The organism is Streptomyces sp. NPDC016845 (assembly GCF_044332585.1).
Classification (GTDB): Bacteria; Actinomycetota; Actinomycetes; order Streptomycetales; family Streptomycetaceae; genus Streptomyces.
In genome coordinates this window covers 155,250-176,660 of sequence record NZ_JBIRPI010000001.1, presented here as the reverse complement: position 1 = coordinate 176,660, position 21,411 = coordinate 155,250, and the positions used below count along the sequence as shown (strand labels likewise).

General features: G+C 69.7%; 20 protein-coding genes and 1 pseudogene. 5 read left to right on the top strand and 16 right to left on the bottom strand.

All coding sequences use genetic code 11. The features are described 5' to 3' along the window. Positions 1-5 precede the first annotated feature (5 nt). Positions 6-759 (top strand): annotated as a pseudogene (locus tag ACH4RC_RS00750) (transposase family protein). 73 nt (positions 760-832) lie between these two features. Here ACH4RC_RS00750 and ACH4RC_RS00745 read toward each other — a convergent pair. From ACH4RC_RS00745 to ACH4RC_RS00730, 4 genes are all read right to left on the bottom strand, one after another. Beyond that, positions 833-1,171 (bottom strand): hypothetical protein, encoded by a 339-nt coding sequence (locus tag ACH4RC_RS00745; protein WP_398193332.1) that lies wholly within the window; start codon positions 1,169-1,171, stop codon positions 833-835. A 187-nt stretch (positions 1,172-1,358) separates the two neighbouring features. After that, positions 1,359-2,258: an RNA polymerase sigma-70 factor gene (locus ACH4RC_RS00740; RefSeq protein WP_398193330.1), complete on the bottom strand. Its 900-nt coding sequence runs from the start codon at positions 2,256-2,258 to the stop codon at positions 1,359-1,361. A gap of 33 nt (positions 2,259-2,291) precedes the next feature. Continuing rightward, positions 2,292-3,494 carry an NAD(P)/FAD-dependent oxidoreductase gene (locus ACH4RC_RS00735; protein WP_398193329.1) on the bottom strand — a complete coding sequence of 401 codons (1,203 nt, stop codon included), beginning with the start codon at positions 3,492-3,494 and terminating at the stop codon, positions 2,292-2,294. 256 nt (positions 3,495-3,750) lie between these two features. Continuing rightward, positions 3,751-4,650, bottom strand: coding sequence for an NmrA/HSCARG family protein (locus ACH4RC_RS00730; protein ID WP_398193326.1), 900 nt, complete (start codon positions 4,648-4,650; stop codon positions 3,751-3,753). A gap of 105 nt (positions 4,651-4,755) precedes the next feature. Between ACH4RC_RS00730 and ACH4RC_RS00725 the strand changes: the two genes are divergently transcribed. Beyond that, positions 4,756-5,505 (top strand): TetR/AcrR family transcriptional regulator, encoded by a 750-nt coding sequence (locus ACH4RC_RS00725; RefSeq protein ID WP_398193323.1) that lies wholly within the window; start codon positions 4,756-4,758, stop codon positions 5,503-5,505. 179 nt (positions 5,506-5,684) lie between these two features. Here ACH4RC_RS00725 and ACH4RC_RS00720 read toward each other — a convergent pair whose 3' ends face one another. After that, positions 5,685-7,013 carry a class I SAM-dependent RNA methyltransferase gene (locus tag ACH4RC_RS00720; protein WP_398193321.1) on the bottom strand — a complete coding sequence of 443 codons (1,329 nt, stop codon included), beginning with the start codon at positions 7,011-7,013 and terminating at the stop codon, positions 5,685-5,687. A 128-nt stretch (positions 7,014-7,141) separates the two neighbouring features. Then, complete coding sequence (locus tag ACH4RC_RS00715; RefSeq protein WP_398193318.1) at positions 7,142-9,187, bottom strand: APC family permease; 2,046 nt, start codon at positions 9,185-9,187, stop codon at positions 7,142-7,144. Between the two features lie 294 nt (positions 9,188-9,481). On the opposite strand from ACH4RC_RS00715, the gene ACH4RC_RS00710 reads away from it, so the two are divergent. Together ACH4RC_RS00710 and ACH4RC_RS00705 are read left to right on the top strand one after the other, a co-directional pair. Beyond that, positions 9,482-10,150: a potassium channel family protein gene (locus ACH4RC_RS00710; protein WP_394429519.1), complete on the top strand. Its 669-nt coding sequence runs from the start codon at positions 9,482-9,484 to the stop codon at positions 10,148-10,150. Continuing rightward, positions 10,150-10,821: a TrkA family potassium uptake protein gene (locus ACH4RC_RS00705; RefSeq protein WP_164558793.1), complete on the top strand. Its 672-nt coding sequence runs from the start codon at positions 10,150-10,152 to the stop codon at positions 10,819-10,821. The genes ACH4RC_RS00710 and ACH4RC_RS00705 overlap by 1 nt, the downstream gene beginning before the upstream one ends. 116 nt (positions 10,822-10,937) lie before the next feature. Here the strand turns inward: ACH4RC_RS00705 and ACH4RC_RS00700 are convergent, their stop codons facing one another. From ACH4RC_RS00700 to ACH4RC_RS00660, 9 genes are all read right to left on the bottom strand, one after another. Next, the gene (locus ACH4RC_RS00700) at positions 10,938-11,714 is read right to left on the bottom strand and encodes a DUF3159 domain-containing protein (protein ID WP_398193315.1); all 777 of its coding nucleotides are present in this window, start codon (positions 11,712-11,714) and stop codon (positions 10,938-10,940) included. A gap of 3 nt (positions 11,715-11,717) precedes the next feature. After that, positions 11,718-12,128, bottom strand: coding sequence for an OB-fold nucleic acid binding domain-containing protein (locus ACH4RC_RS00695; RefSeq protein WP_361076334.1), 411 nt, complete (start codon positions 12,126-12,128; stop codon positions 11,718-11,720). Positions 12,129-12,211: 83 nt separating this feature from the next. Next, complete coding sequence (locus tag ACH4RC_RS00690; protein WP_398193313.1) at positions 12,212-12,895, bottom strand: response regulator; 684 nt, start codon at positions 12,893-12,895, stop codon at positions 12,212-12,214. Further along, positions 12,892-15,591, bottom strand: coding sequence for an ATP-binding protein (locus tag ACH4RC_RS00685; RefSeq protein ID WP_398193310.1), 2,700 nt, complete (start codon positions 15,589-15,591; stop codon positions 12,892-12,894). The genes ACH4RC_RS00690 and ACH4RC_RS00685 overlap by 4 nt, the downstream gene beginning before the upstream one ends. A gap of 129 nt (positions 15,592-15,720) precedes the next feature. Next, complete coding sequence (locus ACH4RC_RS00680) at positions 15,721-16,446, bottom strand: ABC transporter ATP-binding protein (RefSeq protein ID WP_398193308.1); 726 nt, start codon at positions 16,444-16,446, stop codon at positions 15,721-15,723. Between the two features lie 108 nt (positions 16,447-16,554). Next, complete coding sequence (locus ACH4RC_RS00675) at positions 16,555-17,772, bottom strand: alginate lyase family protein (protein WP_398193306.1); 1,218 nt, start codon at positions 17,770-17,772, stop codon at positions 16,555-16,557. 230 nt (positions 17,773-18,002) lie between these two features. Further along, complete coding sequence (locus ACH4RC_RS00670) at positions 18,003-18,776, bottom strand: DUF3710 domain-containing protein (RefSeq protein ID WP_398193303.1); 774 nt, start codon at positions 18,774-18,776, stop codon at positions 18,003-18,005. A gap of 1 nt (position 18,777) precedes the next feature. Next, positions 18,778-19,296: a dUTP diphosphatase gene (gene dut / locus ACH4RC_RS00665; RefSeq protein ID WP_398193301.1), complete on the bottom strand. Its 519-nt coding sequence runs from the start codon at positions 19,294-19,296 to the stop codon at positions 18,778-18,780. Further along, positions 19,293-19,877 (bottom strand): PaaI family thioesterase, encoded by a 585-nt coding sequence (locus ACH4RC_RS00660; protein ID WP_398193298.1) that lies wholly within the window; start codon positions 19,875-19,877, stop codon positions 19,293-19,295. The genes dut and ACH4RC_RS00660 overlap by 4 nt, the downstream gene beginning before the upstream one ends. Positions 19,878-19,935: 58 nt before the next feature. Between ACH4RC_RS00660 and ACH4RC_RS00655 the strand changes: the two genes are divergently transcribed. Beyond that, positions 19,936-20,382, top strand: a complete 447-nt coding sequence (locus ACH4RC_RS00655) for a DUF3093 domain-containing protein (protein WP_398193295.1) — start codon at positions 19,936-19,938, stop codon at positions 20,380-20,382. A 22-nt stretch (positions 20,383-20,404) separates the two neighbouring features. On the opposite strand, the gene ACH4RC_RS00650 is transcribed toward ACH4RC_RS00655, so the two are convergent. Continuing rightward, a complete protein-coding gene (locus ACH4RC_RS00650; protein ID WP_398193294.1) occupies positions 20,405-21,406 on the bottom strand; it encodes a hypothetical protein in 1,002 nt (333 codons plus the stop codon). Positions 21,407-21,411: the final 5 nt, after the last annotated feature.

Here is a 21,411-nt window from a genome sequence, read left to right as displayed (position 1 = left end):
TTCGCGTGCTCGTCTACCCCTCGTCGATCGATCCGTCCACCGCACCCTTCGCTACCTGAGCGCTCAACTGCATGCCCGGCGGCGGGAGGTCGGAACGCGCTGGCGGCGTCTGCCCACGGACCGACAGGCTTTGCTCGCCCTGGCCCACCTGCGATGCGGCGATACCTCTGCCCAGCTCGCTGCCGGGTTCCGCATCGGCAACGCGACCGTCTATCGCTACATACGCGAGGTCATCGACGTCCTGGCCGCCCTCGCCCCGACCCTGACCGAGGCGATGAAGACCATCCGGACCAAGGCGTTCGTGATCCTGGACGGCACCCTCCTGCCGACCGACCGGATCGCCGCCGACACCCCGTACTACTCCGGAAAACACAAGCACCACGGCATGAACGTCCAGGTCTCACCGACCCGTTCGGACGGCTGCTGTGGGCGTCACCCGCCCTGCACGGGTCCGTTCACGACTGACCGCCGCACGGACCCATGGGGTCATCGACGCGCTCGCCGCGGCAGAACTGAAGTGCTGGGCGGACAAGGCGTACCAGGGGGTCGGCCACCCCGTCCGTGTTCCGTTCCGAGGCCGTCGCCTCAAGCGGTGGCAGCGTCGTCACAACAGCACGCACGCCAAGATCCGCTGCCTCGGCGAGCAGGCCATGGCCCACTCTGAAGGGCTGGCGCCTTCTGCGGAAATTCCGCTGCAGCAGCAACCGCCTCACCGCGATTGTCCAGGCGGTTCTTGACCTTCACCACACGCCAGCGTGAGGTTGGCAAAGGCTCGGTAAGCGTGCTGTACAAGGCCGTATTCGGGCGGGTCGGGGCGACGAGGGCATTGCGGCTATTTCCATACCACGGCCACGACCGCTGCGGCCGCCGTGAACGTCGCTACGGCATAGAAGGTCCAGGTCTTCTTGTTGCGCATGCCAACCAGCGCTGTCATCGCGACGAGGAGGTCCAGGGCCAGTTTCACGCCCATCTTGGCGTGAGGCACAGGCAAGTCCAGCGATATGCGGGTCCAGATCAGCCCGGCGCCTGTGACCAGTTGGACGACCGCACTGGTCACCATGTAACTGCCAGTCACCGGGTCTTTGCCTCGCACCTGGTAGAAAATTCCGCCCAGGAGAGCGGCGAATCCGAAAAGGTGGAAGACGAGGAACCCGTATCGAAGAGCTTCCATAAGAACGATCTTTCCATTGAGATAAAACGGACCGACGGTCTGCTTGCACGCAACTCGGCTGCTTGCGAGCCCCCTTGGCGTATAGGGGTCGGCACTCAGTCAGAAGGTGTGGTGCCGAGGCGCCTCCAGGCGACCAGGCCGCAGGAACGGTGCCTGACCCCCAAATGGCTGATCAGCCACCGCTCATTCATCGAAGGGTGAGCGGGGTCTCGGACGCGATGCGGGACAGCTTTTCAGGGTTGCGGACGACGTAGAGACCGGTGATGCGGCCGCCCCCTACGCGGGTCGCGATGATGGCGTCCAGCTCACCGTCCAGGTGGATCGTCAGCGCTGGGCTGCCGTTGACCGTGGTGTGGGCGAAGGCGACCGGGACCGTGTTCTTACCGAGACCGCCGACCAACAGACGGGCCACCTTGCCGGCGCCGGCGATCGGCCGCAGCGCAGCGTGCTTGACGCCGCCTCCGTCGCCCATGTAGACGACTTCGGGCGCGAGGACGTCGAGCAGGCCCTGCAGATCTCCGCCCTCCAGTGCCTGCAGGAACGACTCCAAAGCCGCCCGGGTCTCGCTCTGGGAGACCACCTTGCGCGGACGCCGGGCATCGACGTGCCGACGGGCCCGGTGCGCGATCTGACGCACAGCTGCCGGGGTCTTGTCGACCGCCGCCGCGATCTCGTCGTAGCCGACGTCGAAGACCTCCCGCAGCACGAAAACGGCTCGCTCGGTCGGCGACAATGTTTCCAGGACCAGCATCACCGCCATCGAGACGCTCTCGGCGAGTTCGACGTCCTGGGCCACGTCCGGCGTGGTCAGCAGCGGCTCCGGCAGCCACGGACCCACGTACGACTCCTTGCGCCGGGACATGGTGCGCAGCCGGTTGAGCGCCTGCCGCGTCGTGATCCGGACCAGGTACGCACGCTGGTCGCGCACCTGCTCAAGGTCGACCTCGACCCACCGCAACCAGGTCTCCTGCAGGACGTCCTCGGCATCGGCCGCCGAGCCGAGCATCTCGTACGCGACGGTGAAAAGCAGATTACGGTGCGCGACGAATGTCTCGGTCGCGCCGTCCATGGCGTGATCATCACTCATGACCTGATCCTCTCCCGACCGGCCCGCCCGCATCTAGGAAACCTGTTCGGCAACCGGCACTTCGGAGCGCATGGCCTCCAATGCCTCCCGGCGTCCGGAGCCTCCCTTCATGCGGTGAAGGCTGTACCCACCGGGCTTGTGCGCCTCGTCAGCCAAGTGCTTCACGATGCCCTTGCACACGCCTTCCTTCATCTTCGCGCCGAGCCGACCGCCGATGTGGAACCAGACCGCGACGTCGGACCTGTTGCCGAACTGGAAGATGCCGGTGGCCCGGCCCAGGCTGATGCACTGCGCTCCGAACGACTGGTTGAGGGTCTCGGGCTGTTCACCCGCCAACCGGCTGAGCACCGTGTCGGCGGCCCGCGCGCCCAGTGGCATCGCCGTCTGGCAGCTCATCCGCAGCGGCAGACCCGACGGTGCCGCCGAGTCACCGGCCGCGACGATGCGATCGTCATCCACGCTCGTCAGCGTCTCGTCCGTGAGCAGGCGGCCCAGGGCATCAGTGCTCAGCGCACTGCGGGAGGCCAGGTCCGGCACGCCGAAGCCTGCGGTCCAGATGGTCACCGCGCTGGGCAGCTCCCGGCCGTCGGCAAGCCGCACCGCATCCCGTGTCACCGCCGACACCCTCGCGGCGGCTCCTTCCACGATCTTCACCCCGAGCGCCGCCAGTCGCCCGGCCACCGACCGTCGACCCCTCCGGTGCAAGTACGGCCCGAGCACCCCACCGCAGACGAGGGTCACGCTGCGGCCCTGATCCGCCAGCTCGGCGGCGGTCTCGATGCCCGTCGGACCTGCTCCGACCACCGTCACCGCGGCCGACGCCGACGCGGCCTCGAGGACCGGAAGCAGCCCGTGCGCCTCCTCCAGGCTCGCGAGCGGGTAGGCGAACTCGGCCGCCCCGCGCACCTGAGGGTCTGCGCTGCCACTGCCCACCGCGTAGACCAGGTAGTCGTAACCGACCACACCACCGCTCGCCAGCTCCACACCGCGCCCCGCCGCATCGATCCGCGTCACGCTGTCGACGACCAACCGCACGCCCGCAGCCAAGACCTCCGGGTAGCCGACGACAGCGGCGTCGGTCCCGCCGACCAGTTGGTGCAGGCGGACCCGGTGGACGAAGGTCGGGCGCGGGTTGATCAGAGTCACGGTCACATGGTCGTGTTGCGTCAGACGATTGGCCGCCATGACACCTGCGTACCCCCCGCCGATCACCACGACGTCGGTGTTCTCAAACATGATGCCTCCCTCGTTTCGAGCGGTTCGAGCTCAAGACACCGCCTGCACGCCCCCTGTGACATCGTGTGACCCAGATCTCCATGCGTGTGCTCTGCCGGCCCGCCGACTGCGCCTTCCTCGACGGCTCCCACAAGTGCCGCGCGCACACGGCCTTCTACGGAGTGCTGCTGCTGGCAGCGGGATGCCCCGAGCCACGCACCGTGATGCGCGTCTGCTACTACTCAGAACGAGGACGATCAGCCCGATGGCCGAAGTTCTAGGCGGTTTTGAGGAGCTGCTTCCGCAGCAGGGTGGCGCCGGACTCGGCAAGCCAGTCCCCGAGCGTCCGCAGTCCGGGATGGATGACGCGCAGGGTCTCGATGTCTGCATGCCAGCGCGATCCGGCTGCCCAGCGATCCCGGACCTGAACGATCTCGGGGTTGAGTGCCGCCGCCTCGGCGTGAGTGATCTGCTCGTAGCGAATGGCGGCACCAGTGGCCTCGCTGATCGCGACGACCGCCTCGACAGGGGTAGGGGCATCCCCGGCCAGCTCCAGACTCCGTCCAGCGAACCGGTCCGGCTGATCGAAAGCCAGCGCCGCGAACTCGGCGATGTCCTCCACCGCGATGATCTGGACAGGTTCATCCGGCGGGAAAATGTGTCGGTGCACGCCTTGGGCGATGCCGTCGAGAGCGATGGGCGTCGAACCGAGAAAGTTCGACATAAACCGTACCGGGCGCAGAACCGTCACCGACCGGATCCGCTCACGCAGGTAGTCCTCGATGCGTCTCTTCCCCTCGGAGCCACCTGGACGACCCGGCGTGGACGCGATGCCCGAGAACACGACGTGCTCGACTCCCACTGACGCCGCGGCATCGATCAGGGCCCGGCCACGGGTGAACTCACGCTCCACGTCGGAACCGGCCGGTCCGAAGGCCACGGGCGGTACGGCGAAGAGTGCCGCTGCTCCCTCCAGCGCAGCAGGAAGACTCGAAGGGTCGTCGAAGTCGCCACGCACGAGCTCGGCTCCTGCGGATTCAAGTGACCTGGCGGCGGGTGCCGTCGTGTCCCGTACGAGCGCACGGACCGGCCTTCCGGCCGCCAGGAGCCGGTGTGCGGTGGCGCCGCCCTGCCGACCGGTCGCACCGGTCACGACGACCAAACGGTCACTACTCATATCGTCCTCCGCCTCGGAATGGTCGGTGGGCCCAGTCGGATCGGGCCCGGGGCCGATGTGGAATGCTCCATCCATTTCAGCGGCACGGACAAGGGATTACGTGACATGACCGCAGCTCCCCAGGACGCCGGTCGGGCCGATGCCCGCCGTAACCGCAGGAAGGCACTCGCCGCCGCTTCGCAGGCGTTGGACGAGCACGGCCCGGACCTTTCACTCGACGCGATCGCACGGCAGGCGGGGGTCGGCGCCGGCACCGTGTACCGGCACTTCCCCAGTAAGGAGATTCTGCTGGAGGCCGTACTTGTCCAACAGGTCGATGACCTGGTGGAGACCGCTCGGCAGTGGGAGGCCCGCTCAGATCCTGCCGCGGCATTCTTCGGCTTCCTCCTGGAGGTCGTCGAAACGTCCCACGGGCGTAATCACGCATGCGATGCCCTGACCACGCGAACGACCTGGCCACGGCCTCTCCTGGCCGCATCGACACGACGGTTCCGCCAGGCACTTGACCAACTGCTCCGCGCCGCACAGCAGGTTGGTGGGGTCCGCACCGACGTCACCATGGACGACGTCTCGGCCTTCACCGTCGGGTGCGCGACGATACGGGCCGCGCACCGCGACCGGAACGGCGGCACCCGCATGGTGCGGCTGGCACTCGAGAGCCTGCGGGCCTCCTCATTCGTAACGGAAGGGCGCGGGTTTCGTGACTCTCCCCACGCGCCTCACGGAGCATCACGGTGCGAGGAATGCGGGGTCCGGCTCGAGACCCGGTCCACCGGGCGCCCGGCGCACTACTGCGGAGCGACCTGCCGACAACGAGCGCATCGCCGCCGCCTCGGCACAGCAACACGTTCCTAGCGGAAGGCTGGTCCTGAATCCGAGTTCCCAGGCTCGACGTCACCCCCGGCCGGATCGCCGCGGGTTCACGATAGCGACGCAACACATCTGACACCCCACCAGGACGAGCGTCGAATGAGCGTCAAGATATCGCCTGTGACGCCCACGCCGCACATAACGCGCACGCTCAAAACCGCAGGTCAGGCACCCTTCTCGGCAGGCTCCAGAATCGCCACGCACTCCACATGATGCGTCATCGGAAACAGATCGAACACCCGCAGCGTCCGCACCTTGTACCCGCCCTCCCGGAAGTACCCGATGTCACGAGCGAGCGCGGCCGGGTCGCAGGCCACGTACGCGATCTTGCGGGCGCCCAGGGTCGTGAGGTGGGCGACCGTCTTCTTGCCGGCGCCCGCGCGCGGCGGGTCCAGGACGATGAGGTCGGCCTCGGTGATGCCGGTGCGGGGCAGGGCCACGTCGACCTTGCCCTGCTCGATGCGGACCCGGTCGAAGGCGGCGAGGTTGTGGCGGGCGTCCTCGACGGCACGCTTGCCGGACTCGATGCCGAGCACCGCGCCCTTCTCGCCGACGCGGTCCGCGAGGGCGCCCGCGAACAGGCCGACGCCGCAGTACAGGTCGAGCGCGGTGTCGCCCTTGCGCGGCAGCAGTCCCTGCATCACGGCGCGCATCAGCATCTCGGCCGCCTGCGGGTGGACCTGCCAGAAGCCGCCGCTGCCGACCCGGTACGTACGGTCGTCCGCGCGCTCGCGCACAAAGGCGCGGCCGTGCACGCGGTGCACCCCGCCGTCCTTCTCGCCGACGCGCATGACGGAGACGGGCTTGTCGAGCTCGACGAGGGGGAGGCGGGCGCCGGGCTTCGGCTCCAGGATCACCATGCGGTCCTGGGAGCCGGTCGCGGCGATCGCGTCGACGGACTCCATGCCCGACCAGTCCCGCTGCTCGATGCCCAGCTCGGAGACGCCCTCCGCGGCGATCATGCAGTGGTCGATGGGCTCGACCTCGTGCGAGCGGTGGCGGCGCAGCCCCGCGTGCCCGTCCTCCGTCACGGCGTACTGGACGCGCGTGCGCCAGGAGGGCACCTGGCCCGCCGGAACCTTGTCGCCCTCGGCCGGCATCACCGTGCCGTCCCAGCCGGCCTCCTCGGGCGTGAGGCCCGCGAGCCGCTGCAACTGCTCGGCGACGACCTCGCCCTTCAGGCGGCGCTGCGCGCCCGGCTTCGCGTGCTGCCAGTCGCAGCCGCCGCAGCGGCCGGGGCCCGCGTACGGGCACGGCGCCTCGATGCGGTCCTTGGACGCCTCGAGCACCTGTACGGCGTCGGCGCGCAGGAAGCGGTCGCCCTCCTCGCCGGAGGTCACCCGGGCCACGACCCGCTCGCCGGGCAGCGTGTGCCGGACGAAGAGGACCTGGCCCTCGGCCGTGCGGGCGATGCAGTGCCCGCCGTGCGCGACGGGCCCGATCTCGACCTCGTACTCCTCCCCCACCAGGGACTGCTTCGGTTCTGCCTGCATGGCGGGGGCTCCAGTACGTAAGGGGGAACGTGACCACATGAAAGCGGCCGGACAACAGCCGTCCAGTCTACGTGGCTGTCACCCGGCCGCTCACCATGAGCCGACCACGGCCCGGTCGAGGCGCGCCGCTACTTGCCGCTCGGCTCCTTGGGCCGCTTCTCCACCGGCCCACGGCGCACCGCGCCCGGCGCGTTCCACTCGGAGCGCCTGCGGGCCCGCTTCTTGGCCGCCTCGGAGGACTCCAGTTGGTAGGGGACGGACGTCACCATGATCCCCGGAGTGAACAGCAGGCGCCCCTTGAGGCGGAGCGCGCTCTGGTTGTGGAGCAGGTGCTCGTACCAGTGGCCGACCACGTACTCGGGGATGATCACGCTGACGGCGTCGCGGGGCGACTCCCGGCGCAGGCTCTTCACGTACTCGATGATCGGCCGGGTGATCTCGCGGTAGGGCGAGTCGAGCACCTTGAGCGGCACGTCAAGACCTCGACGCTCCCACTCGTCCCTCAATGCCTTCGTCTCGGCCGGATCAACATTGACGCTCAATGCCTCAAGGGTGTCCGTACGCATCAACTTGGCGTACGCGAGCGCGCGCAGCGTCGGGCGGTGGATCTTCGACACGAGCACGATGGAGTGCACCCGGGACGGGCGGACACTGTCGTCGGAGGGCGTCTCCGGCGCGGCGATCTCCTCGGCGACCCGGTCGTAGTGCTTACGGATCGCGGTCATCGTCGCGTAGAAGATGCACATGCCGAGCAGCGCGACCCAGGCTCCGTGCGTGAACTTCGTGACCAGGACGACGACGAGGACGAGGCCGGTGAAGAAGGCGCCGAACGCGTTGATCGCGCGGGAGCGGATCATGTGGCGGCGCTTTTCGGCGTCGCGCTCGCTTCGCAGGTGGCGGTTCCAGTGCCGGACCATGCCCGTCTGGCTGAGCGTGAAGGAGACGAACACGCCGACGATGTAGAGCTGGATCAGGCGGGTCGAGTCGGCGCCGTAGATGACGACGAGCAGCATGGCCGCGCCCGCGAGCAGCACGATGCCGTTGGAGAACGCGAGGCGGTCGCCGCGGGTGTGCAGCTGGCGCGGCAGGTAGCGGTCCTGCGCGAGGATCGAGCCGAGCAGCGGGAAACCGTTGTACGCCGTGTTGGCGGCGAGGAAGAGGACCAGGGCCGTGGCCGCCGCCAGGATGACGAACAGGAAGCTGCCCTTGCCGAAGACGGCCTCGGCGACCTGCGAGATCACCGGGTTCTGCACGTAGTCGGAGCCGACCGCGATGCCGTTGTGGATCAGGTCGGTCGCCGGGTTCTCGGCCATCCGGACCTTGGTGGCCATGGCGAGCCCGATGATGCCGCAGAACATGGTGACGGCGAGCGCGCCCATGAGGGCGAGCGTAGACGCGGCGTTCTTCGACTTGGGCTTGCGGAACGCCGGTACGCCGTTGGAGATCGCCTCGACGCCGGTGAGCGCCGCACAGCCGGAGGAGAAGGCGCGCAGGAGCAGGAAGACGAGCGCGAAGCCCGCGAGCCCCTGGTGCTCGGCCTTGATGTGGTAGTCGGCGGTGGGCGCCCGCATGGAGTCGTCGAGGACGATGCCGCGGAAGGCGCCCCAGGCGATCATGATGAAGACGCCGGCGACGAAGACGTACGTCGGGATCGCGAAGAGCTTCCCGGACTCCTTGACGCCGCGCAGGTTCATCACGGTCAGCAGGACGATCACGGCGCAGGCGCACAGCACCTTGTGCTCGACCACGAAGGGGACCGCCGAGCCGAGGTTCTCGATGCCGGAGGCGATGGAGACGGCCACGGTGAGGACGTAGTCGACGAGCAGGGCGCTGGCGACTGTGAGCCCGGCTTTCGGGCCGAGGTTGGTGTTGGCCACCTCGTAGTCGCCGCCGCCGCTCGGGTAGGCGTGCACGTTCTGCCGGTAGGAGGCGACGACCGTGAACATCAGCACGACGACCGCGACGGCGATCCAGGGGCTGAAGTGATAGGCCGACACGCCCGCGATGGAGAGGACCAGCAGGACCTCGCCCGGCGCGTACGCCACGGAGGACAGCGGGTCGGAAGCGAAGACGGGGAGAGCGATGCGCTTCGGCAGGAGCGTTTCTCCGAGCCGATCACTGCGCAGTGCGCGCCCGATCAAGATCCGTTTGGGCACGTCGGTCAGTTTGGACACGCAGAGGATCGTAAGCGTTCGAAAGGGGGGCCGCCCACCCACCACCCCGAATCGGCACCACGCCCCCTCCCGTCGGCCACGCCACCGGCCCGGAAAGGCCCGACGATCTAGCCCCCGACGCGAAGGAGGACTTCGCGCGCATTGCCGCTACGGTGGTCCCGAGCGCGCGGCGGGGAATAAAACCGGCGTCGTGCCCGAGATCGAGCCGCACCGGTCGGACCGAGCCGCGAGAGAGAGTCATGAGCAGGGTTTTTACGCAGGTCAGTAGGCCTATGAGGAGTGCGGGGTAGGTCCGTGCATATCGTGATCATGGGCTGTGGCCGAGTGGGGTCCCAGCTCGCCCAGACCCTGGAACAGCAGGGCCACACGGTCGCCGTCGTCGATCAGGACCCGACGGCCTTCCGCCGTCTGGGCTCCGGGTTCGGCGGGCGCCGCGTCACCGGGGTCGGCTTCGACCAGGACACCCTGCGCGAGGCGGGCATCGAGGAGGCGGGCGCCTTCGCCGCCGTCTCCAGCGGTGACAACTCGAACATCATCGCCGCCCGCGTGGCCCGCGAGATGTTCGGCATCGAGAACGTGGCGGCGCGGATCTACGACCCCCGCCGCGCCGAGGTCTACCAGCGCCTGGGCATCCCCACGGTCGCCACGGTCCGCTGGACCGCCGACCAGATGCTGCGTCGCCTGCTGCCGTCCGGCGCGGAGCCGCTGTGGCGCGACCCGACCGGCGGTGTGCAGCTCGCCGAGGTGCACGCCTCCGACTCCTGGGTCGGGCACAAGATCAGCCGCCTCCAGGAGGAGACGGGCGTGCGCGTGGCGTTTCTCACCCGCCTCGGCGAGGCGATCCTGCCGACGTCGCAGACGGTGCTGCAGGAGGGCGACCTCGTGCACGTGATGATGCGCACGGACGAGGTCGAGAAGGTCGAGGCGGCCTTCGCCGAAGGCCCCGAGGAAGGCGGTCACTGATGAGGGTCGCCATTGCCGGAGCCGGAGCGGTCGGCCGTTCGATCGCGGGCGAGCTCCTGGAGAACGGTCACGAGGTCCTCCTCGTCGACAAGGCGCCGACGGCCATCTCGGTCGAGCGCGTCCCGCAGGCGGAGTGGCTGCTGGCCGACGCCTGCGAGATCACGTCCCTGGACGAGGCGGCGCTCCAGCGCTGCAACGTGGTCATCGCGGCCACCGGCGACGACAAGGTCAACCTCGTCGTCTCGCTGCTCGCGAAGACCGAGTACGGGGTCCCGCGGGTCGTCGCCCGCGTCAACAACCCGAAGAACGAGTGGCTCTTCAACGAGTCGTGGGGCGTCGACGTCGCCGTCTCCACCCCGCGCCTCATGTCGGCCCTGGTCGAGGAGGCGGTGAGCGTCGGCGACCTGGTCCGCCTGCTCCGCTTCAGCCACGGCGACGCGAACCTGGTCGAACTGACGCTCCCGCCGGAGTCGGCCCTGGCCGGCACGCGCGTGGGCGACGTGCAGTGGCCCCAGGACACGTCCCTGGTCACGATCATCCGCGGCACCCGCGTCCTGGCCCCCAGCCAGGAGGACTCCCTGGAGGCGGGCGACGAGCTCCTCTTCGTAGCGGCCCAGGCCCGCGAGGAACAGCTGGAGGACCTCCTGTCGGTCCGCCGCGAGGACGCGTAAAGAAAGGCAAAAGGATGGCCCGGCGAGCTTTTCGCTCGCCGGGCCATCCTTTTGCCTTTCAGAGACGCGGGGAACTGCGCGCCCAGCCACGAACCACCCGTACCCGCCGGACGGCCTCAGGCTTCACGGCGATGCCGCGGGGCCCCGCCCTCAGCGCGGGCCGCCTCAGCCTTCTCGGCAGCCTCCGCTTTCTCGGCAGCCTCCGCCGCCTCCATCTCCGCAAACACATCGATCGGCGCGGGCGCCTTCGCCAGGAACACCCACGTCAGCCACACCGCCAGCAGGAACGGCGGAATCTTCAGCGCGATGAGCACCCAGCCGAACTGCGTCGTGTCCCCCCACCAGTACAACGGGAAGAGCACCGCGCACTTGGCGAGCAGAATGAGCCCCCAGGCCCAACTGGCCTTCCCGTACGCCTTCTTGCGCCCGGGGTTGCGCGTACGCCAGGACAGGTTCTCCTTGAACACCGGCCCGAGGATGAGCCCGATCAAAGGGACTCCGCACAGCGTGGTGATGATGTAGGCGAGCGCGAGCCCCAGCGTGTAGAGCATGCCGGGCAGGTAGAAGTCCTTGGCGTTGCCGGTCATCATCGCGAAGACGACGCCGAAGGCGACACCGAAGACGCCGCTGAAGGCGTGCTTGACGGTGTCCTTCATGACGAGGCGGACCGCGACCAGGACAAGGGACACCGCGAGAGCCGCGATGGCCGACATGTGCAGGTCCTTGTTGATCGTGAAGATGGTCACGAAGAGGAGGCCGGGAACGACCGTCTCCACCATGCCCCGCACGCCGCCGAAGGCCTCGAAAAGCGCGGCTTCGGTCACCGCCTTGGAGGCGGTGGAGCCGTGGTCGGCTTCTTGTTCGCGGTCGGTCGGCTTGTCGAGGGACGTCACCGGCTACTCCCGTCCGAGCGGTCTGAGTTCGTACTTCGGGTTGAACAGCACCCTACGGCCCCGGCTCATCGAGATCCGTCCCGAAGCGATCAGCTTGCGGCCGGGTTCGATGCCCACGATCGAGCGTCGCCCGAGCCAGACCACGTCGAGCGCGGCCGAGCCGTCGAACAACTCCGCTTCCAGGGCCGGAACTCCGGCGCGTGGCCGCAAGGTCACCGTGCGCAACGTACCAGTTACCGACACGACTTGACGGTCGTGGCAGTCGCCGATGCGCGTGCAGCCCGTGGTCTCCGAGTCCTCGCGCAGCTCCTCCGACTCCAGATCCTCCTGGGAGGTGGACAGTCGGTCGAGCATGCGCCGGAAACGGCCCGCCGGCTTCTCGGACGCCCTGTCGGAACGAGGAACAGCACTCATACAGGAAGCGTACCCGGGGCCGCTGACACGGTCGTACTCGCTGGTGTACCCGGTTTTCGAGCTCCCTACGTACGGGGTGGTGCCTACTTCTCGAACCGGTACCCCATCCCGGGCTCCGTGATGAAGTGCCGCGGATGCGAGGGGTCGGTCTCCAGCTTGCGGCGCAGCTGCGCCATGTACACCCGCAGGTAGTTGGTCTCCGTGCCGTAGGACGGCCCCCAGACCTCCTGGAGCAGTTGCTTCTGGCTGACCAGACGGCCGGTGTTGCGGACGAGCACTTCGAGCAGGTGCCACTCGGTGGGCGTGAGCCGCACGTCACGGCCGTCCCGGTGGACCTTCTTGGCGGCCATGTCGACGGTGAAGTCCTCCGTCTCGACGATGCCGCCGTCCTCCGGGCCGCCGGTGGGCTCGGCGCGTCGCACCGCGGCCCGCAACCTGGCGAGCAGCTCGTCCATGCCGAACGGCTTCGTGACGTAGTCGTCGGCGCCCGCGTCGAGCGCCTCGACCTTCTCGTCGGAGGAGTGGCGTGCGGAGAGCACCAGGATCGGTACGCGGGTCCAGCCGCGCAGCCCCTTGATGACCTCTACGCCGTCCATGTCGGGCAGGCCGAGGTCGAGGACGACCACGTCGGGGTGGCGGGCGGCGGCGAGCTGGAGGGCGCCCGCGCCGTCGGACGCGGCGTCCACCTCGTACTTGCGCGCTTTCAGGTTGATGACGAGGGCGCGAACGATCTGCGGTTCGTCGTCGACCACGAGCACCCGGGTCATGCGTGCCTGCCTCTCTGCGGTCCTTCGCTGTCGGCTGCCGGTGCGGCTGGTGTCGCCGGTGCGGCTTCTGCCGCTGATGCCGCCGGCGCTGCGTCTGCTGCTGGCGCTGCTGATGCTGCTTGTGCTGCTTGTGCTGCTTGTGCTGCTTGTGCTGCTGTACGGGTCAACGTCTGATCCTGTGATTCGGATGCGCGGCCCGCGGCCCGCAAGGTGAGCACCATGGTGAGGCCGCCCCCTGGAGTGTCCTCCGCGCCGAGCGTGCCGCCCATGGCTTCGGCGAAGCCGCGTGCCACGGCGAGCCCGAGCCCGACGCCCGCGCCGCGCGGGGCGTCCCCGTAGCGCTGGAACGGGGCGAAGATGCGCTCCTTGGCCTCGTCCGGGACGCCGGGGCCGCGGTCGACCACGCGCAGTTCGAGCCGTTCGCCGAGGGTGCTCGCGGAGACGAGGACGGGTTGATCGGGTGGACTGTACTTGACGGCGTTCTCGACGATGTTGGCGACGGCCCGCTCCAGCAACCCCTTGTCCACATTGACCATGGGCAGGGACTCCGGGATGTCCAGATCAACACTGCGCTCCGGGTCCGGTACGCCGACCAGCGCCATCGGCACCACCTCGTCCAGGTCGATCTCGCGCATGAGCGGGGCGACCGTGCCGGTCTGGAGGCGGGACATGTCGAGCAGGTTGCCGACGAGGTGGTCCAGGCGGTCGGCGCCCGCCTCGATCCCTTCGAGCAGCTCCGCCTGGTCCTCGGGCGACCAGTCGACGTCCTCGGAGCGCAGGGAGGAGACGGCGGCCTTGATCCCGGCGAGCGGGGTACGCAGGTCGTGGCTGACGGCGGCGAGCAGGGCGGTGCGGATGCGGTTGCCCTCGGCGAGGGTGCGGGCCTGCTCGGCCTCTGACTGGAGCCTGCGCCGGTCCACGACGACGGCGGCCTGCGCGGCGAACGCGGCCAGGACCCGGCGGTCCTCCGCGGGCAGGACGCGCCCGGACAGGGCGAGCGCCATGTGGTCGCCCACGGGCACGTCCACGTCGGCGTCCTCGGGGCGGCCGTCGGGGCGCGGTCCCGCGCTGCCCGCGCAGGTCCACGGCGCGGTGTCGCTCTCCCGTTCCAGGAGGGCGACGGACTCCATGGCGAACGTCTCCCGTACGCGTTCGAGCAGCGCCTCCAGGCTGGTGTCGCCGCGCAGGACGCTGCCCGCGAGGAAGGAGAGGATCTCGGACTCGGCGCGCAGCCTGGCGGCCTGGTGGGTGCGGCGGGCGGCCAGGTCGACGACCGAGGCGACCGAGACGGCGACACTGAAGAAGATCACGATGGCGACGATGTTCTTGGGGTCGGCGACCGTGAACAGATGCAGGGGCGGCGTGAAGAAGTAGTTGAGCAGCAGCGAACCGAACGCCGCCGAGGCCAGGGCCGGCAGGAGTCCGCCGATCAGTGCCGCCGCCACCGTGAAAGACAGGAACAGCAGCATGTCGTTGGCGAGGCCCAGGTCGGAGTCGACGTGGGTGAGCGCCAGGGCGAGCAGCGCCGGGCCGCCGACGCCGATGAGCCAGCCGCCGATAATGCGGGAGCGGCCCAGGCGGGCGCCGCGCGCGACGGGCAGGCCGCGCCCCTTGGCGGCCTCCTCGTGCGTGACGATGTGGACGTCGAGGTCGGGCCCGGACTCGCGGGCGACGGTCGCGCCGACGCCGGGGCCGAAGATGTACTGCCAGGCCTTGCGGCGGGAGGAGCCGAGGACGATCTGGGTGGCGTTGACGCCGCGGGCGAACGCCAGGAGCGCCGCGGGGATGTCGTCGCCGATGACGTGGTGGAAGGTTCCGCCGAGGTCCTCGACCAGGGTGCGCTGGACGGCCAGTTCCTTGGGCGAGGCGGCGGTGAGGCCGTCGCTGCGGGCGATGTAGACGGCGAGGACCTCGCCGCCGGCGCCCTTCTCCGCGAGCCGCGCCGCGCGCCTGATCAGCGTACGGCCCTCGGGGCCGCCGGTCAGGCCGACGACGATGCGTTCGCGCGCTTGCCAGGTGGAGCGGATGTCGTGCTCGCCGCGGTACTGCTGGAGGTACTCGTCGGCGCGGTCGGCGACCCACAGCAGGGCGAGCTCGCGCAAGGCGGTGAGGTTGCCGGGGCGGAAGTAGTTGGAGAGGGCCGCGTCGACCTTGTCGGGTTTGTAGATGTTGCCGTGGGCCATGCGGCGGCGCAGCGCCTGCGGCGACATGTCGACCAGCTCGATCTGGTCGGCGCGGCGCACGATCTCGTCGGGGACGGTCTCGCGCTGGCGTACGCCGGTGATCGCCTCGACCACGTCACCCAGTGATTCGAGGTGCTGGATGTTGACTGTCGAGACGACGTCAATACCCGCGTCAAGCAGTACACGTACGTCCTGCCAGCGCTTGGCGTTGCGCGAGCCCGGCACATTGGTGTGCGCCAGTTCGTCGACGAGGGCGACGGCCGGGGCTCGGGTGAGGACCGCGTCGACGTCCATCTCCTGGAAGACGCCGCCGCGGTACTCGATCTCCTTGAGCGCCACCTGTTCGAGGCCGTGCAGCATGACCTCGGTCCGTGGCCGCCGGTGGTGCTCGACGAACGCCACCACGCAGTCGGTGCCGCGCTCGATACGGCGGTGCGCCTCGGCCAGCATCGCGTACGTCTTGCCGACGCCCGGTGCGGAACCGAGGTAGATCCGGAGCTTGCCGCGTCCCATGGCCTCTTCGTCTTCCTGCTGGCTACGGCACGACCTTACGGTCAGCGCGGCGGCAGAACGGAACGGATGCCTGGTGAGCGGGTGTCTTTGACACAACCCTGATGCCGCGCGGGCCGCACGGCTCCGGTTTCAGTGCTCGACGATCTCGCCGTCGCTCAGCTCCAGGACGCGGTCGGCGAGGTCGAGCAGGGCCGTGTCGTGGGTGGCGACGAGCGCGGTGACGTGCTCGCTGCGCACGACGGCGCGCAGCAGCTCCATGACGGCGAGGCCGGTCTCTGCGTCGAGCTGCCCGGTCGGTTCGTCGGCGACGAGCAGGGCCGGCTTGTTGGCGAGGGCGCGCGCGATGGCGACGCGCTGCTGCTGGCCGCCGGAGAGTTCACCGGGCCGCTGCTTGGCGTGGTCCGCGAGGCCGACGAGGCCGAGCAGCAGCTCGACGCGCTCCTCGCGCTCGCGCACCGGTGCCTTGCGCAGCCGCATGGGCACGCCGACGTTCTCGGCGGCGGTGAGGATCGGGATGAGCCCGAAGGACTGGAAGATGAAGCCGATCCGGTCCCTGCGCAGTTCCAGAAGCCCGCTCTCGCCGAGGTCGGCGAGGCTGCGCCCGTCGACCTCGATGCGCCCGCCGTCGGGCTCGTCGAGGCCGCCCACGAGGTTGAGCAGCGTGGTCTTGCCGGACCCGGAGCGGCCCTTGAGGGCGACGAGTTCGCCGCGCGGCACCTCGAAGGAGACGCCGCGCAGGGCGTGCACCGCGGCGGCACCGCTCCCGTAGGAGCGGTGCAGGTCCCGTACGACGACCATCGGCCCGCGGCCGTCCTGGTCGAGGACGGCGGTCCCGGCCTCGGTGCTCTCGGTCATGCGCCTTGCTCCCCCGTACGTACGTTCCCGGCCGGGCGCCAGTATGGTCACGCGGCGCCCGGCCGGGCAATGGCCGGAGCCGGTCGCGAAAGGCCGGCCGGCTCTGGACTAGCTCGGGTTCTCGGCGTGGGTCAGGGTCTCCCAGGCGACGAACAGGTTGTCGGAGCCGGCCGGCCGCTGCTGCTCGGTCAGCTTCTGGGTGTTGGTCATGGCCGTGCCGAGGCGGGTGTGCAGGGCGTTGTAGCCGACCTCGGTGACGGGGCCGAGGCCGCGGTTGACGCTGCCGCCGCACAGCGAACTCGGGACCGCCGTGCCGAGTTCGTACTTGGCCTGGAAGCCGAGCGCCTGCCGCAGCCGCTCGCCCACGTCGGTGCCGTACAGGTCCTGGCCCTGGATGCGGCTGGTCTCGGCGATGTGCGAGATGGCGGAGATGCCGTATCCGGTGTGGGTGAAGTCGCGGCAGGTCTCCTGCGTCAACCCGGTCATGAAGGTTGACTGACCTTGCCAATAGTTGACGATCTTCGCTTTGGTATCCAGGTTCTGGCTCGGCACGGTCTTGGGCAGCGCGCCGTCCGACTCCAGGTAGACGTAGGCCGCTGTGCGCGTCCGGAACTTCGCCATCGCCTTGTCGTACGACGCCTTGTCCTCCAGGAAGACGGAAATGCCGACGGCGGCCTCCATCATCGACAGCTCCCAGTTCCCGTTGGAGTTGGAGCCGTTGATGACCTTGGGCAGGTACACGTCGCGCAGCATGGTCCGGAAGCGGCCCTCGTTGGCCCAGCCGCCGGTGTACGTGTATTTGATGATCTCCGCGGCCTTGGGCCAGGAGGAACCGGCCCAGCCGGTCTGCAGGGGCGCGTTGCTGTTGGTGTGCTCCTTGATCGACCCGGACCAGGCGTCCATGAGCGCGATCGACTTCTTCGCGTACCGCTCGTCGCGCGTGAAGTACCAGGCGAGCGCGTCGGTATAGGCGGCTATCGCGTCCTCGCGCTCGTCGGTGCAGCCGTAGTTGGGGTTGGAGTACGAGCCGCACTCGACGGTGGCGCGCGGCTTGGGCGTGCGGTTCAGATCGGCGTACCTGCTCGCCATCATCTGGTCGAAGGCGCTCTTCCAGGGCTGTGCCCCGGCGTCGACCTTGGCCTTGGCGAAGTCGAGCTGCCCCTTGGAGACGGTGACTCCGGGGTGGGCGAACGTGGCGGGGGCGGCGTCGGCGCGGTCGGCGCCGGGACCGGTGACGACACCGGCCACAAGGGCGGTGACGGCGGTGACGAGCGTGGCAAGCAGGGCGGGGCGCGTTCCGCGGTGACGCGTGTGACGAGCCTGCATGGTGGGGGCCATCCGTTCTCGTATGGACGATGCCGACGTTCTCGTATGTGAACGTTGGGCGCCGATATGAACCACGGCGTTGGCCGGTGACCCTAGGTACGGACCAGACTTCCGTCAAGGGGTGAGAAAAGAAACGCGGTGTGGCGTGCGAGCGCACGAGAACGGCCGGGGCCGCGCACCCTGTCGGATGCGCGGCCCCGGCCGTTTTGCGTGAAGCCAGTCGGAACCTGTCAGCGGACCTCGGTGATCTCCGGGCCGCGAGCCAGCTGCCCCATGCCGCCCGAGAAGCGCGAGCCCTCGGCGGCATCCTGGGGGGTGCCCTCGGCGACCATCTGCGCGTCCTCGGGGAGCTTCAGGACGATCGGGTCGCGCGGCGCCATCGGACCGTCACCGCGAACCACGACCGTGTCCCGGAAGATCTGCTCGAGGAGGCCGGCCGCCTGCGGCTGCACGGCGCCCTGACCCGAGATCACACCGCGCAGGAACCAGCGCGGGCCGTCCACACCGATGAACCGGACCACCTGGAAGCCGCCCGTGCCGTCCGGCAGCTGCACCGGCACCTGGGCCCGCAGCTCCCAGCCGAGCGGACCCTCGACCTCGTCGATCACGCCGCCCTGCTGCGTGATGCCGGAGGCGATCTCCTCGCGGACCTCGCCCCAGATGCCCTCTTTCTTGGGGGCGGCGAAGGCCTGCAGCTGCACCGCGCTGTCCTGGAGGACGACGGTCGCGGCGACGATCGCGTCGCCCGCGACCTCCACGCGCAGCTCCATGCCCTCCACACCGGGGACGAAGAGCCCGCCCAGGTCGACCCGGCCCTCGCCGGGCTCGCGGACCTCGGTCGAGTCCCAGGGGCCGTCGGGGCGTGGCTCGGGCTCGAGCCGGACGCGCTGCGGCTCCCCCTCGGCGTCCGTGTCGGCACTGTCGACACCGTCGACCTGCTCGGCCTCGCCCGCCGCGTCCACTGCGTCTTCAGCGGAGCTGTTCTTCTTGCGACGTCCGAACACGTCACTGTCCTTCCCGGTCGGATACGACCGAAGCGTATCGATTCCCACCCTTTTGACCGTCCGTGCCCACGGAGGCGTGTCCGCCCGTGGACCCGAAGCCCCCCTCGGCCCGAGCGGAGTCGGGAAGCTGGGCCACCTCGTGGAAGCGCACCCTCTCGACCTGCTGGACGACCAGTTGGGCAATCCGGTCGAAACGCTCGAACCGCACACTCTCGCGCGGGTCGAGATTCACCACGATCACCTTGATCTCCCCACGGTACCCGGCATCCACCGTCCCTGGGGCATTCACCAGAGCGACACCGCAGCGGGCTGCGAGGCCGGACCGTGGGTGCACGAAGGCCGCGTACCCCTCGGGCAGCGCGACAGACACCCCGGTGGGCAGGACCACGCGCTCGCCGGGGGCGAGGTCGCACGCCTCGGTGGTCCGCAGATCCGCGCCCGCGTCGCCCGGGTGCTCGTACGCGGGCAGCGGTACGTCGGCATCGACGCGCCGGATGAGCACGTCCAACGGCTGGGTCACGGGTTCACCTCGAAGGCGCGGGCGCGCCGGACCTGGTCCGGGTCGCTCATGGCCGCCTGGATCTCCTCCGGGCGGCCGTTGTCGATGAAGTGGTCGACCTTGACCTCGATGAAGAGGGCGTCGGCACGGACCGCGACGGGCCCGTCGGGGCCGCCGATCCGGCCGACGGCGGTCGAGTAGATCTTGCGCCCGGCGACCGCGGTGACCTCGGCGGACAGGAACAGCACGGTGTCCACGGGCACGGGACGCACGAAGTCCGTCTCCAGGCGGCCCGTCACGGCGATGACGCGCAGCAGCCAGTTCAGCGAGCCCAGCGTCTCGTCGAGCGCGGCGGCGAGGATGCCGCCGTGCGCGAGGCCGGGGGCGCCCTGGTGTGCGGCGCGCACGGTGAACTCGGCGGTGACGCTCACGCCGTCCCCGGCGCGCGCCTCCAGGTGCAGTCCGTGCGGCTGTTCGCCGCCGCAGCCGAAACAGTGTCCGTAGTGCGCGCCGAGGAGCTCTCCCGGGGCGGGAGCGTCGGGGTGCCGCCCTGGCGCTATGGCGTCGGCGGGGGGCGTCAGAGCTGCTGAAGTACCACTCACAGGCGCAGACCTTACCCGCGCGCCCTGGGTGCTGACGCATCGTGCCAAGCTTGGCTCCATGGAGCTCTCGACGACGCCTTATGAAGAACGCCTCACCGCACCCCGTTCGTGGTGGCTGGTGAGCTTCCTGGTGGGTGTCGCCTGCGGTCTCACCCTGCTGCCGTTCGGCACGCTCCCGCTGCTCGGCGGCTTCGTCGGCGGCCTGCTCGTGGCCGCGGTCCTCACCAGCCAGTACGGCTCGGTCCGCATCCGTGTCGTGGCCGGTTCGCTGGTCGCGGGCGACGCGAAGATCCCGCTGTCGGCGCTCGGCGCGGTGGAGATCCTGGACGCCGAGGAGGCCCGCGCCTGGCGGACGTACAAGGCGGACCCGCGCGCGTTCATGGTGCTGCGCAGCTATGTCCCCACGGCGGTGCGCGCGGAGATCACGGATCCGACGGACCCGACGCCGTACGTCTACCTGTCGACGCGCGAGCCTGCAGCCCTGGCAAAGGCTCTGGGCGCCTGAGGCCGAGGCTGCGCGGGGGCGCTCAGTCCTCGATCTCCAGGGCGTCCTTGGGCGTCACGAGCGGCGGCAGCTCCGGCAGGGCCTCCCAGGGCACCTGGAAGCGCCGCAGGTCCCTGCGCACCCGCTCCGCGAGGCGCTTGGTGTCCCGGCGGTTCATGGCCCCGCCGACCACGGCGCCGACCAGGAACGGCATGAGCATCGGCAGATCGCGCAGCATCCGCTTCATGATCTGCTGACGCAGCTCGCGCTTCATCTGGCCGCCGAGCGCGTTGTCGAACGTCGTGGGTTTGGCGATGTCGATACCGCGCTCCTGCGACCAGGACGAGAGGTAGACGCCGCTGCGGTCCGTCAGTCCGCCCTTGGGCCGGACGCCGTAGACCTCGTGCAGTTCGGCGATCAGCTTCAGCTCGATCGCGGCGACGCCCGTGATCTCCGCGGCCAGTTCGGCCGGCATCGCGGGCGGTACGGGCAGCATCGCGGCCGCGCCGACTCCGGCGCCCACCGTGGACGTGGCGGCCGCCGCTCCGGCGACCAGTTTGTCGGCGAGGTCCTCGGGCCCGAGGCCGGGGAAGTGTCTGCGCAGGGTCGCGAGGTCCCGTACGGGCACCCGCGGCGCGATGTCGATGATCCGGTCGGCGAGGTAACCGAGACCGGCTCTGGCGGCCGTGCCGCCCTTGACCATTCCGGTCCTGGCGGCGCTGCCGCCTTTGACCATTCCTGTTCTCGCCACGCTGCCGGTCTTGCGGACGCCGTCGCGCACGGCGCTCGCCCGGCGTCGGGCCAGCCGTACTTCCGGTCCGGCGGTGTCGGCCGCGTCGGCGTCGTGCTGGTCCACGACGCCGGCCGCCGCCGGCTCACCCGTCGCATCGCGCGCGTGAGCCACTTCGAGCGAGGCGCCCGCACCGTCGTCACCGGTGGAAGAGCCTCGCTCGTCGTCGTCACGCACGGCCTCCGACGGGCCTTGTGCCGCGTTCCAGCGCCTGATCCGGACGCGGCGTTTCCGGGGCGGGGTCGAGCCACTCATGCCCG